Here is a 13,330-nt window from a genome sequence, read left to right on the forward strand (position 1 = left end):
GTTGATTTCTGCTTTTGGTCGGGGTGGCTTAATTCGGCTGAAAGCCGCGCCAATGGTGAATCCGCAACGATTTAGAGCGTGTTCTTGGGGGCGTCTTGCAACCCCTTCAACCGGGGTGATATGTTGCGAGCCAATATTACGAATAAAGCACTCAGCGCACGCCGGCTGATCTATTAAGCGCCCTGGGGGATAACGTGCAAATTCAATCCAAACTCAAAGCCTGCGTATTGGCAATGATGCTTGCCTCGCCTTGGGCTGCCCATGCTGCGGGGCTTGGCAAACTCAACGTCGTTTCCGGCCTCGGGCAGCCGTTTCGTGCCGAAATCGATCTGACCTCGGTGCAGCCGGGTGAGGCCGATTCACTGGCGGTCAGTCTGGCTTCGCCCGAAGGGTATGCCAACGCCCAGGTGCCGTACCCGCCGACGTCGCTGGGGCTGCGTTTCAATATCGACAAACGTGCCAATGGCCAGTATTTCGTGCTCGTGACGTCGAGCCAAGCTGTCAGCGAGCCCTTCCTTGGTTTGCTGGTCGAACTGAACTGGGCGTCCGGACGCATCCAGCGCGAATACTCTGCATTGATCGACCCGGTTGGGTACGGTTCGAATGGTTCGGTTGCGTTGCCAGGTCGCGTTGTTGGCAAGAGCGGAGTGTCGGGGGCGGGTGGTGTGGCCAAGCCGGCCAAGGCTGCTTCTGCCAAGTCTGCAGCCACCGCGCCGTCGTCACAGCCGCAGGAGTCCGCGCCGGCCGAAAAAACGACCGGCGATTCGTACACCGTCAAGAGCGGCGACACCTTGTCGTCGGTGGCGCGCAAGGTGCAAGGCGATGGCGTGAGCTACGAGCAGGTCTTGGTCAGCCTGTATCGCGCCAATCCGTCGGCGTTCGACGGCAATATGAATCGTCTCAAGCGCGGCAAGATCCTGCGCGTGCCTGAACGCGACGCGATGGCATCGGTCAGTCGTGACGAGGCGGCCAAGGAAATCCGCCTGCAAGGTGAAAGCTGGAAGAACTACCGCAGCCAGTTGGCGGCGGCTGCAGGGCAGCAGCCAGCGGCGGATGCCGGTGCTGGCGCTACATCGGGCAAAATTTCGGCGAAGGTAGAAGACAAGGGCTTGTCGCAGGCCGAGGGTAGCAAGGATGTACTCAAGCTCTCCAAGGGCGGTCAGGGCGGCGACGCGCAACTGAAGGCCTTGCAGGACGAAGCCCAGGCGCGGCAAAAGTCGCTGGACGAAGCAAATCAGCGCGTGGCCGATCTGCAAAAGAACATCAAGGACATGGAAAAGGCGCTGGCCATCAAGGCGCCAGCGGGCGCGGCAACGACCACGACCGCATCCGCGCCGGTGTCCGGTGCGTCGTCGGTGCAGGCGGAAATCGCGTCGGCAGTGGCCGAAGTCGCCGCAGCAAGCGCTGTGCCGGCAGTGACCGCTTCGGTGGTGGCGGAAGCCAGTCCGGTGGCCAAGAAGCGCAAGCCGATCGTGGTTGCGCCGCCGGTCGAGGAGCCGTCCTTCGTTGAGTCGATGTTTGAAAACCCGCTGTTGATCGGTGGCGGCCTCGCCGCTGTTCTGGCGGGGGTCGGCGGGCTGTTCTGGATGCGCCGCCGCAAGCCGGCACGCTTTGAAGATAGTTTCCTGACTGCTGGCGACCTGAAGCCGAATACCGTGATCGGCAGCAGCGGTGGTGCAGTCATCACCACGCAACCGACCGAAAACTCGTTCCTGACCGATTTCAGCCGTCAGGGCTTGGGTACGATCGATACCGACGAAGTCGATCCGGTGGCGGAGGCTGAGGTGTACATGGCCTACGGCCGTGACGCGCAGGCCGAAGAAATTCTGCGCGATGCGCTGGCCAAAGACGGCAGCCGCAATGAAATTCGCCTGAAATTGCTCGAGATCTATGCCGCGCGCAAGGACAAGTCGGCGTTTGAGGATGTTGCGTCGGGGCTGTTTGCCCACGTCAATGGCCAAGGGCCGGTCTGGGAGCAGGCCGCTTATATGGGGCGCAACCTGGATTCGGCAAATCCGCTGTACCAGCCGGCTCAGGCGTCGTCCGTCGCGCCACTTGCAGCTGCGGCGCCACTCGCCGCTGCGGCTGGCGTAGCTGTGGCTGCCAGCCAGGCCGACGACTTCGGTCTCGATCTGGATTTGAGTGCCGATGTGGCGGCTGACGGTGCGGCGTTGGACTTCGCGGTGCCAGCAACTGCCTTGCCGGCCGCGGTGACGGCTGACGAAGCCGGGCTGGATGCGGTGCTGGATGATCTGGTTGATTTCAATCTGGGGGCGCCGGCTGAAGCGCCGACCACTTCCTCGGTGCTGGATGATCTGAGTTTTGATCTGCCGCAGGCCGAGTCATCGCTGGATGCACCGACGGTGCCGGTGGAGTTTGATCTGGATGCTGCGGGTGAGCTCGACTTCCCGCTCGATCTGGAATTGCCTGGCTCGATCGCATCGACGCCGATCGATCTCTCTTCCGCGCAGCCGGCGGTCGAAGAGCTCGAGGGTGAACTGGCGATGGACTTCGATTTCGGCGAACTGACTACGCCGTCGGCGACTTCGGTTGAGGCCCCGCTGTCCGAGTCCGAATTGGCGGGGCTGGATCTGAGCCTCGGGGCGCAGGATGAATCCGACCTTGCGCTTGGCGAGGACGACCCGGTGCAAACCAAGATCGACCTGGCCAAGGCCTACCTCGATATGGGTGACACCGAAGGCGCGCGGGAAATCCTGCAGGAAGCGCTTGGCGAGGGTGGCGAACGTCACAAGGTGGAGGCGCAACGCCTGTTGGCCGAGCTCTGATTAGCCGATGTCGCGGTTGCATCCGGCCAACTGGATTCTGAGTTGGCTGACGGTGGCGTGCTGGTTGCATCAATTGCAACCCACGCCACTACTTGTTTCTACGGTGCTCCTGGCTACTGCAGCGAGCTTGCGCGACGGGCGACGCTGGTGGCGCACGCTCAAGCGCCTGCGCTTTTTATTGCTGACTTTGGCCGTCGTCTATGGCTGGAGTACGCCCGGCGTGCGTCTTGCCGCGTGGCCGTGGTCGCCGAGCGAGGAAGGGCTGCGAATGGGGGCGTTGCAGGCGCTGCGGCTGCTGGGCATGCTGGCCAGTCTGCATTGCCTGTTGGCGGGCCTGGGGCGCGAGAAACTCTTCGGCGGGCTTTACACCTTGGCTGCGCCACTGGCACTGTTCGGTGCTTGGCGCGAGCGCTGTGCATTGCGGCTTGCCTTGACGATGGACTTTGCTGAAGCCCTGCTGGCCGATCCCAAGCCGTTGCGTGGCCGGTGGCGCAGCTGGCTCGATGGTGACAACGGCGCTGAAGTGGCGCCGGTTAGCTTGATATTGCTGCCGCTGCGAGGCTGGCAACGTGTGTGGTGTGCTGTATTGCTGGGGGCGATCGGCTTGATTTTGACGGGAGTGGGCAGGTGAGCCGTTACGCATTGGCGCTCGAGTACGATGGTCGCAGTTTCAGCGGTTGGCAGGTTCAGCCGCACATGCCGACGGTGCAGGGCGCGGTCGAGGATGCCGTGTCGCGTATGGCCGGGCACCCGGTGCGCATTCATGCCGCTGGGCGTACCGATGCCGGTGTGCATGCCAGTCGGCAGGTGGCGCATTTCGATACCGATGCCGATCGACCGCTGACGGCCTGGGTGCGCGGCGTCAACAGCTTTCTGCCCCCCGGCGTGGCTGTGCTGTGGGCCAAGGCCGTGCCCGACACGTTTCATTCACGTTTTGTCGCGTACGCACGTCATTACCGCTATCTGCTGCTGAATCATCCGGTGCGCCCCGCGTTGTGGGCCGGGCGGGTCGGATGGGCTCATCAGCCGCTTGATCTGCTTGCGTTCGACGATGCCGCACGACGATTATTGGGAACCCACGATTTTTCCAGTTTCCGCGCCGCGGAGTGCCAAGCGAAGACGCCGGTCAAAACGCTGAGCCGGATTGAATTGAAGCAGCAGGGCAATTTACTGATGGTCGATTTTTCTGCCGACGCCTTCCTGCACCATATGGTGCGCAACCTGATGGGGGCGTTGCTGCACATCGCCAAGGGTAACGAGGCGCCGGCGTGGATCGAGACGCTGCTTGCCGCGCGCGAGCGTGCCGTGGCGCCGCCGACTTTCATGCCCGACGGCTTGTATCTGGCTGGTGTCAGTTACCCGGCCGAGTACGGCCTCGATACCGAGCCGGATCAGCGGCACGGCCTCATTTGAGTGGTCAGACGATGATGATTCCCCGAATCAAGATTTGTGGTTTGCGCGATGTGGCGACCGCAGTCGCCACCGCCCGCTTGGGCGCGGATGCAATCGGCCTGGTGTTTTATGCGCCGAGCCCGCGCTGCGTCAGCGCCGACGTCGCCGCCGACGTGGTGGCGGCTTTGCCGGCCTTCGTGAGTAGCGTCGGTCTTTTTGTCGATGCCGAAGTGGATGAAGTGCGCCGAGTCCTGGCACAGGTGCCGCTGGATTTGTTGCAATTTCACGGTGATGAGTCGCCGGAATACTGTCGACAGTTCGGGCGCCCCTATATCAAGGCGCTTAGGGTTAAACCGGATACGGATTTGGTAGAATGTGCCATGCGCTATCGCGATGCGCGCGGGCTGCTGGTCGATGCCTATGTGCCCGGCGTACCCGGCGGCACCGGTGAAGCCTTCGATTGGGCCTTGCTGCCCGCCGATTTGCCCCTGCCGTTGATCCTTTCCGGCGGGCTGCATCCGGATAACGTAGCGCAGGCGGTAAAGCAGGTGCGGCCTTGGGCGCTGGATGTTTCCAGCGGTGTCGAGCGCAGCAAGGGTGAAAAAGATCTGGCCAAGGTGGCCGCCTTTATCGGGGCGGCGCGTCTGGCAGCAACCGAGACGACTGATGAACGATAAGCTTCGCTACAACCAGCCCGACGCACGCGGCCACTTCGGTCAGCACGGCGGCATCTACGTCGCAGAAACGCTGATGGCGGCACTCGATGAATTGCGCATCGAGTACGAAAAGGCCATCGCCGACCCGGAGTTCATGGCCGAATACCGTTACGAGCTGGCGCACTATGTCGGCCGTCCCAGCCCGGTGTATCACGCCAAACGCTGGTCGGAGCAACTGGGCGGCGCGCAGATCTACCTCAAGCGTGAAGACCTGAATCACACCGGAGCCCACAAGGTCAACAACACTATCGGTCAGGCCTTGCTGGCGCGCCGCATGGGCAAGAAGCGCGTGATCGCCGAGACGGGTGCGGGTCAGCACGGTGTTGCCTCGGCGACCGTTGCCGCGCGTTACGGTCTCGAATGCGTCGTCTATATGGGAGCCGAAGACGTCGCCCGCCAGTCGCCGAACGTCTACCGGATGAAATTGCTGGGTGCGACCGTAGTGCCGGTCACCTCGGGCAGCAAGACGCTGAAAGACGCGATGAACGAGGCCATGCGTGACTGGGTCACCAATGTGGATTCGACTTATTACATCATCGGCACCTGCGCCGGCCCGCACCCGTATCCGACCCTGGTGCGCGACTTCCAGTGCGTGATCGGCGAAGAAGCCAAGGTGCAGATGCAGGACATGATCGGTCGCCAGCCCGACGCAGTGATCGCCTGTGTGGGTGGCGGCTCGAACGCCATCGGCATCTTCCATCCTTATGTCGACGTGCCGGGTGTACGGCTGATCGGCGTCGAGGCAGGTGGTCATGGCATTGAAACCGGCCAGCACGCCGCGCCGTTGACGACCAACGCCAAGATCGGCGTTCTGCACGGCCAGCGCTCCTACCTGATGCAGGACGAAAACGGCCAGATCGTCGAGACGCACTCGGTGTCCGCAGGCCTCGACTACCCGGGCGTCGGGCCGGAACATAGCCATCTGAAGGATCTGGGGCGTGCCGAATACGTCGCGATCAACGATGACGAAGCGCTCAAGGCCTTCCATGACCTGTGCCGTTACGAGGGCATCATCCCGGCGCTGGAGTCGAGCCATGCGCTGGCGCATGCAGCCAAGATCGCGCCGACCATGAGCAAGGACCAGGTCCTGCTGGTCAATCTGTCCGGTCGTGGCGACAAGGATATTCCGACGATCGCCAAGCTCGACGGCATCCAGCTCTGATTATTGGCGGGTGCCGACCGGTGCCCGCAACCCTTACGATGGCCTTATCCATGTCCCGTATCCAGAAGACTCTCTCGGCCTTGAAGGCCGATAACCGCCAGGCGCTGATTCCGTTCATCACCGCCGGCGACCCGCGCCCGGGCATTACCGTCGAATTGATGCATGCCCTGGTCAAGGGCGGTGCCGATGTGATCGAACTCGGCGTGCCGTTTTCCGATCCGATGGCCGATGGCCCGGTGATCCAGCGCGCATCCGAGCGTGCCTTGGCGCACGGCGTCAGCCTGCGCGATGTGCTCGGCATGGTGGCCGAATTCCGCAAGACCGATGCCGCAACGCCGGTCGTGCTGATGGGTTACGCCAACCCGGTCGAAGCGATGGGCTACGAGACGTTTGCGCAAGCTGCGGTAGCCGCTGGCGTCGACGGCGTGCTGACCGTCGATCTGCCGCCGGAAGAGGCGGAAGACTGCGCCGCGACGTTCAAGCGTCACGGTATCGATCCGATCTTCCTGCTGGCGCCGACGACGCCCGTCAGTCGTATTCAGGCGGTTGAGCGTCTTGCCAGCGGTTACGTCTACTATGTTTCGCTGAAGGGCGTAACCGGTGCGGCAACGCTTGATGTCGCCAGTGTGGCCGCGAAACTGGCCGAATTGCAGTCGTATCTGTCGGTGCCGGTTGGTGTCGGTTTCGGCATTCGCGATCCGGAGTCGGCGCGTGCCGTCGCCGCCGTCGCCGATGCCGTGGTGATTGGTTCACGTCTGGTGCAGGAAGTCGAAGCCGGGGAGGCTGGTCTGGCCACCCGGCTGACGGAATTCCTTGCCAGCGTCCGCGCCGCGATGGATACTGCGCGCCGCTGAAACAAGGAGATTCACGATGAGTTGGTTGCAGAAACTCCTGCCTCCGAAGATCAAGAGCCGCGAGCCAGGTTCCAAATCGGCCGTGCCGGAAGGCTTGTGGCACAAGTGCTCGGCGTGTGGCGCCGTGCTTTACCGTACCGACCTCGAGAACAATCTCGACGTTTGCCCCAAGTGCAGTTACCACAACCGGGTTTCGGCGCGTCGCCGTGTCGACCTGTTGCTGGATGCCGAGGGGCGCTTCGAGATCGGTGCCGAGGTGCAGGCGGTCGACATCCTCAAGTTCAAGGCGGCCAAGCGTTACAGCGAGCAGCTTGAGCAATTCAAGAAAAGCTCCGACGAGGACGAGGCGCTGGTGGTGGTGCAAGGCGCCATCCAGACCGTGCCGGTCGTGCTGGCGGTGTTCGAGTACGGCTTCGTCAATGGCTCGATGGGTTCGGTTGTCGGCGAGCGTTTCGTGCGTGGCGTCAAGAACGCGCTGGAAAACAATCTGCCCTTCATCTGTATTGCCGCATCGGGTGGCGCGCGGATGCAAGAAGGCCTGAATTCGCTGATGCAGATGGCCAAAACGTCGGCCATTCTGACCAAGCTGGCCGATCAGCGCTTGCCGTTCATTTCGATCCTGGTCGACCCGACCATGGGTGGCGTGTCGGCATCGTTTGCCTTCCTCGGCGACGTCGTATTGGCCGAGCCGGGTGCACTGATCGGTTTTGCCGGTCCGCGCGTGATCGAGCAGACCGTGCGCGAAACGCTGCCGGAAGGCTTCCAGCGCTCGGAATTCCTGCTTGAAAAGGGTGCGATCGATCGCATCGTCGATCGGCGTGAAATGCGGCAGCAGCTTGCTCAGCTGTTGACCCTGTTGCAAAAACAGGCTGCGGTGACTGCCTGATGTCACGGTTTGACGCCGAGTCGCTTGACGCCTGGCTGGAACACCTGGAAAACGCGCACCACGCCGAAATCGACATGGGCCTTGCCCGTGTCGATGCGGTGCGCAAGGCCATGGGCATGACGCCGGCCTTTCCCTTGCTCACCGTGGGTGGCACGAACGGCAAGGGCTCGGTATGCGCCTTTTTGTCGACCACCCTGCATGCGGCAGGTTATCGCGTCGGTACGTTTACCTCTCCGCATCTGCAGCGTTACAACGAACGCATCGCGCTTGATCTGTTACCCGCGACCGACGAAGCCATCGTTGCCGCGTTCCGGGCGATCGAACGGGCACGCGGCGAAATTTCGCTGAGCTATTTCGAGTTCAACCTGCTGGCCGCGATGCATTGCTTCATCGAGGCAGGTGTCGATGTTGCCGTGCTTGAGGTCGGCCTCGGTGGCCGGCTTGATGCCGTCAATGTGTTCGATGCCGACGTGGCTGGCATCGTCAGTATCGATCTGGATCATCAGGCCTACCTTGGCAGTGATCGTGAATCGATCGGTTTCGAAAAAGCCGGGATTTTCCGTGCCGGTCGGCCGGCGTTCTGCGCCGATCCGAACCCGCCGCAGCGTTTGATCGATCACGCCGTTGCCGTCGGTGCGCCGCTGCAATTGATCGGCAAGGATTTCGGCTACCAGCGGGAAGCCGAAGGCAATCAGTGGATGTGCTGGACGCAGGTTCAGCGCCGTCACGCCTTGCCCATGCCCGCTTTGCGTGGTGCCTACCAGCTCGGCAATGCCGCACTGGCGCTGGCGATGCTCGACGCTCTGCGCGATCGTTTGCCGGTGTCGATCGGGCAGGTCAAGCGGGGGATGCTTGAGGTTGAATGGCCGGCGCGTTGTCAGGTCTTGCCTGGCAGGCCGCAGGTCGTCCTCGACGTCGCCCATAATCCGCATGCGGCCAAGGCGCTGGCTGCGGCGCTCGATCAGATGGGCTTTGCGGCCAATCGCCATGCTGTTTTCGGCATGATGGCCGATAAGGATATCGCCGGTGTGGTGGCCTTGTTGAAAGACAAGGTCGATCATTGGCATCTTGCCGCACCTGCTTTGCCGCGTGCAGCCAGTGCCGAGGCGCTAGCGGAAATCGTTGGCATGGCGGCGCCGCAGGCAGCGCTGTCGCGTTATGATTCGGTCGCGGCAGCCTGGCAAGGTGCCGTACGGCAGGCAGGGGATGGTGATAGAATCCTCGCCTTTGGATCCTTCTACACCGTTGCCGAAGTACTGGCGGCGCGTGGGCGCTGAGCATGGCTCGAGAAAACATCAGCGAAGAACTTCTGCAATTGCGCAAGCGCGCACGACGACGGCTGGTCGGGGCGGTTGCCCTGGTGCTGTTTTCGCTCATCGTGCTGTGGACCGTCATGGATGGCGAACCACCGGCTGCGCTCAATCACGGCACGACTTCGGTCGAGATCATCGCCAGTGCGCCTTCGGCCTCGACGGTGGCTGCGGCCGCCGCCAGTGCGCCTGTCGCGCTGGTCGAGGCGACGCCTGTGCCGATCCCGGCCTTGCCCGTGCCGCAAGCCGAGTCGTCACCGGTGATCGAGCAGGACAATGCCGCGTTGTTGCCCGGCAAGCTCGTGAACCCGCAGCTTGAACGCAAGCCTGTACCCACACCCAAGCCTTCGCCGACGCCGGCAACCAAATCGAACGCCGACCATCACGAGACGGCGCAGGTCAAGGATCCGGCGCGGATTCTCGCCGGCCTCGATGACGAAGCCGGCAAGGGCGCCGCGCGTCAGTATTATTTGCAGCTCGGTGCCTATGCCGACAAAGTCAAGGCACAAGAAATGATCGCCAAGCTCAAGGAAGCGGACATTCCGGCCTACGGTGAAACCGTGAAAACCGACAAGGGCACGCTGACCCGTGTGCGGGTCGGTCCGGCGGATCAGGCCAAGGCCCGAAGCTGGCAGCAAAAACTTGATGCGTTGGGCGTTTCGGCCCGTCTGGTCAGCAAGTAGCCCATGACAGGCTTCGATTATGTAGTGCTCGCCGTGCTCGGGCTGTCGATCCTGCTGTCGGTGATGCGTGGCCTGACCCAGGAGTTGCTGGCACTGGCGGGGTGGGTGATTTCGGCCTGGCTTGCACTGAACTACGCCGCCCCCATTTCCCATCACATGCCGGCGGCGCTGCCGAACGAAGGGTTGCGTTACCTGGCCGCGCTGGTATCGATTTTTTGTGCCGCATGGCTGCTGACCGCCATCGTGCGGATTACGCTGAATCAGTTTCTCAAGGCGACCGGGCTCAAGCCGGTCGACCGCCTGCTCGGATCGGTCTTCGGCTTGATCCGGGGGGGGCTGTTTGTCGTCTTGCTGGTGTTGGCTGGCGGATTGACCGGCCTGCCCAAGTCCGAGCTGTGGCGCGACGCGATGTTCAGTCCGCTGTTCGAACAGGCGGCGAGAATGACACTGCCCTGGTTGCCTGCATCCTTGGCCGGGCACGTGTCCTTCGACTAAGCAATTTACCAAGTATCGAGGTTTCTAGTTATGTGTGGCATCGTCGGCGTGGTCGCCAAAACTCCGGTCAACCAGTTGCTGTACGACGGGCTGCTGGTCCTGCAGCACCGCGGTCAGGATGCTGCCGGCATCGTGACCGCCGAAGGGCATGTGTTTCACATGCACAAGGGGCAGGGCCTGGTGCGCGATGTGTTCCGCACCCGCAATATGCGTTCGCTGCTCGGCAATGCCGGTATCGGTCATGTGCGCTATCCGACCGCAGGTTCGGCGTCGAGTCTGGCCGAATCGCAGCCGTTTTACGTCAACAGCCCGTTCGGCATCGTGCTGGCACACAACGGCAACCTGACCAACGATCGCGAGCTCAAGGACGATATGTACCGCACTGACCTGCGGCACATCAACACCAACTCGGATTCGGAAGCGCTGCTGAACGTGCTGGCGCATGAAATCAGCCGCCGGACGCAAGGCCCGGTTCTGACGGCGAAAATCGTCTTCGACGCGATCGAGGCGGTGCATTCGCGTGTTCGTGGGGCTTATGCCGTCGTTGCGCTGATCGCCGGTTTTGGTCTGGTGGCCTTTCGTGATCCGCACGGCATTCGTCCGCTGTCGCTGGGCCGGCATGAAACGCCGGAAGGTACCGAATACCTCGTTGCGAGCGAATCAGTGGTGCTCGACACCATGGGCTTCAAGTTCTGGCGTGATGTGGCGCCGGGCGAAGCCATCTACGTCAGCTTCGATGGCGAGTTCCATAACCGCCAATGCCACCCGGACCCCAAGCTCGTGCCGTGTATTTTCGAGCACGTGTACTTCGCCCGTCCGGACAGCGTGATCGATGGCATCTCGGTACATGAAGCGCGGCTGAAGATGGGCGAGCAACTCGCCGACAAGGTGCGCGAGATGGTGCCGGAGATGGATATCGACGTGGTCATCCCGATTCCGGATACCAGTCGCGATGCCGCGCTCGAGCTGGCGAACGCGCTGAACCTGCCGTACCGCGAAGGTTTCATGAAGAACCGCTACATCGGCCGGACCTTCATCATGCCGGGGCAGGCGAGCCGCAAGAAATCGGTGCGTCAGAAGCTGAACCCGATCGCCGGCGAATTCCGCGGCAAGAACGTACTGCTGATCGACGATTCGATCGTTCGCGGGACGACGTCGAAGGAAATCATCCAGATGGTGCGCGATGTCGGTGCCAAGCGGGTCTATCTCGCGTCGGCGGCGCCGCCGGTGATGTACCCGCATGTCTATGGCATCGATATGCCGACGCGTGCCGAGTTGATCGCCACCGGTCGCACGCATGCTGAGATTGCCACCGAAATCGGTGCCGACGCCGTGATCTATCAGGATCTGTCGGCCTTGATTCAGGCCTGTTCGGATGCCAGTGGCGGTGTGATCACCGAATTCGAGACGTCGTGTTTCGACGGCAGTTATATCACCGGCGACATTACCGATGCCTATCTCGATGCGCTCGAAGCCAAGCGCCTGTCGCCGCTGTCGACCAAGTCGAAGGAGGGTGATGCCGATAGCCGCGTGCTCGATCTCAATATTGGCGTTGCCGAGCAGAATTTGATCTAATAACAGCAGATCAAAGAAGCGACACGCATATCAAGGGCCGCGAGATCATTCTCCGGCCCTTTTGCTATCTAGCGCGGCAATGCCCAGCGCAACCCCGATGGGGAGCGATGATGCCGTGATGCTGACGGGCGCAACATGCGGGCCGGTGAGTATCACGCAGCATCAGGGTGTTGCTGAGCCGCGCATGAGCGCCCGAAAACCGAACGCCGATACAGGATGCCGACATGACCGATCGCCCCGACTTGCACCCCGATACGCTGGCCGTCCGCGCCGGCACCCACCGTACCGAATTTGGCGAGCACTCCGATGCCCTGTTCCTGACTTCAAGCTTCGTCGTTGATGGTGCCGAGGATGCTGCACTCAAGTTTGGCGGCCAGATTCCTGGCTACACCTATTCGCGCTTCACCAATCCGACCGTGACTGCATTCGAAGAGCGCTTGGCTGCGCTTGAAGGCGCCGAGCGCGCCGTGGCAACCGCTTCGGGGATGAGTGCGATCCTGGGTCTGTGCATGGCGCATCTGAAGGCGGGCGACCATATTCTCGCCTCGGCCGGACTGTTCGGTTCGACGATCCAGTTTTTCAATAACTACATGAGCAAGTTCGGCGTCGAGGTCAGTTACGCCAAGCCGACCGACCCGGCCGACTGGGCTGCGCTGGTTCGGCCGAACACCAAGCTGTTCTTCCTTGAAACGCCGTCGAACCCGCTGACCGACATCGCCGATATCGGTGCGATTGCCGACATCGCCCACGCGCACGGCGCGCTGCTGGCGGTCGACAACTGTTTCTGCTCGCCGATCCTGCAGCAGCCGCTGGCGCTGGGGGCGGACATCGTCATCCACTCGGCGACCAAGTACCTTGATGGCCAGGGGCGGGTGCTGGGGGGCGCGGTCGTCGGCAAGTCGGACGTCGTTGATCCGGTCTACCTGTTTCTGCGTACCTCGGGGCCGACGCTGTCGGCGTTCAATGCCTGGGTCTTGCTCAAGGGCATGGAAACCTTGCCGCTGCGGATGCGCGCGCACTGCGACAACGCACTCAAGCTGGCGACCTGGCTCGAGACGCACCCGGCCATCGAGCGTGTTTACTACCCAGGTCTGGAAAGCCACCCGCAGCACGCGCTGGCGCTGCGTCAGCAAACGGGCGGTGGCGGTGTGGTGTCGTTCGAACTCAAGGGTGGCAAGGACGCGGCCTGGGCGTTGGTCGATGCCGTGCAGCTGATGAGCCGTACCGCGAATCTGGGCGATGTGCGTACAACGATTACCCATCCGGCGTCGACGACGCACGGCCGCCTGACGCCGGAGGCGCGCGCTGCCGCTGGCATCCGTGACGGATTGATCCGTATCTCCGTTGGCCTAGAGCATATTGATGATCTGACCGCCGATTTGGCGCGCGGACTGGGCTGACCGCCCAAGCCGCTAGCTAGACTGCCCGGCATCCGCGATGCCGGGCATGTGCAATCCAGTGTCGGGACGAC

12 protein-coding genes are annotated in these 13,330 nt (G+C 62.4%); all 12 read left to right on the plus strand.

All coding sequences use genetic code 11. From position 1 onward, the window contains the following. Positions 1-194 precede the first annotated feature (194 nt). The 12 genes from R0382_RS13895 to R0382_RS13950 all read left to right on the plus strand — a co-directional run bounded on the left by R0382_RS13895 (position 195) and on the right by R0382_RS13950 (position 13,259). Positions 195-2,786, plus strand: coding sequence for a FimV/HubP family polar landmark protein (locus R0382_RS13895; RefSeq protein WP_432720315.1), 2,592 nt, complete (start codon positions 195-197; stop codon positions 2,784-2,786). A gap of 7 nt (positions 2,787-2,793) precedes the next feature. Beyond that, positions 2,794-3,417 carry a CbiQ family ECF transporter T component gene (locus tag R0382_RS13900; protein ID WP_432720316.1) on the plus strand — a complete coding sequence of 208 codons (624 nt, stop codon included), beginning with the start codon at positions 2,794-2,796 and terminating at the stop codon, positions 3,415-3,417. Further along, positions 3,414-4,199 (plus strand): tRNA pseudouridine(38-40) synthase TruA, encoded by a 786-nt coding sequence (gene truA, locus R0382_RS13905; RefSeq protein WP_432720317.1) that lies wholly within the window; start codon positions 3,414-3,416, stop codon positions 4,197-4,199. The genes R0382_RS13900 and truA overlap by 4 nt, the downstream gene beginning before the upstream one ends. Positions 4,200-4,213: 14 nt before the next feature. Continuing rightward, positions 4,214-4,855, plus strand: coding sequence for a phosphoribosylanthranilate isomerase (locus R0382_RS13910; RefSeq protein ID WP_432724172.1), 642 nt, complete (start codon positions 4,214-4,216; stop codon positions 4,853-4,855). Further along, positions 4,845-6,056 (plus strand): tryptophan synthase subunit beta, encoded by a 1,212-nt coding sequence (gene trpB, locus R0382_RS13915; RefSeq protein ID WP_432720318.1) that lies wholly within the window; start codon positions 4,845-4,847, stop codon positions 6,054-6,056. The genes R0382_RS13910 and trpB overlap by 11 nt, the downstream gene beginning before the upstream one ends. Positions 6,057-6,106: 50 nt before the next feature. After that, positions 6,107-6,910 (plus strand): tryptophan synthase subunit alpha, encoded by an 804-nt coding sequence (gene trpA / locus R0382_RS13920; protein WP_432720319.1) that lies wholly within the window; start codon positions 6,107-6,109, stop codon positions 6,908-6,910. 16 nt (positions 6,911-6,926) lie between these two features. Then, positions 6,927-7,796 (plus strand): acetyl-CoA carboxylase, carboxyltransferase subunit beta, encoded by an 870-nt coding sequence (accD, locus tag R0382_RS13925; RefSeq protein WP_432720321.1) that lies wholly within the window; start codon positions 6,927-6,929, stop codon positions 7,794-7,796. Further along, positions 7,796-9,073 (plus strand): bifunctional tetrahydrofolate synthase/dihydrofolate synthase, encoded by a 1,278-nt coding sequence (folC, locus tag R0382_RS13930; RefSeq protein WP_432720322.1) that lies wholly within the window; start codon positions 7,796-7,798, stop codon positions 9,071-9,073. Before accD ends, folC begins: the two co-directional genes overlap by 1 nt. 2 nt (positions 9,074-9,075) lie before the next feature. Beyond that, a complete protein-coding gene (locus tag R0382_RS13935; protein ID WP_432720323.1) occupies positions 9,076-9,789 on the plus strand; it encodes an SPOR domain-containing protein in 714 nt (237 codons plus the stop codon). Between the two features lie 3 nt (positions 9,790-9,792). Further along, the gene (locus tag R0382_RS13940; protein WP_432720324.1) at positions 9,793-10,284 is read left to right on the plus strand and encodes a CvpA family protein; all 492 of its coding nucleotides are present in this window, start codon (positions 9,793-9,795) and stop codon (positions 10,282-10,284) included. A 30-nt stretch (positions 10,285-10,314) separates the two neighbouring features. Further along, a complete protein-coding gene (purF, locus tag R0382_RS13945; RefSeq protein ID WP_432720325.1) occupies positions 10,315-11,859 on the plus strand; it encodes an amidophosphoribosyltransferase in 1,545 nt (514 codons plus the stop codon). Positions 11,860-12,083: 224 nt separating this feature from the next. Further along, on the plus strand, positions 12,084-13,259 hold the full coding sequence (locus tag R0382_RS13950) for an O-succinylhomoserine sulfhydrylase (RefSeq protein ID WP_432720326.1): 1,176 nt from the start codon (positions 12,084-12,086) through the stop codon (positions 13,257-13,259). Positions 13,260-13,330: the final 71 nt, after the last annotated feature.

The sequence above is a fragment of the Jeongeupia wiesaeckerbachi genome (assembly GCF_050916355.1).
Taxonomy (GTDB): Bacteria; Pseudomonadota; Gammaproteobacteria; order Burkholderiales; family Chitinibacteraceae; genus Jeongeupia; species Jeongeupia wiesaeckerbachi.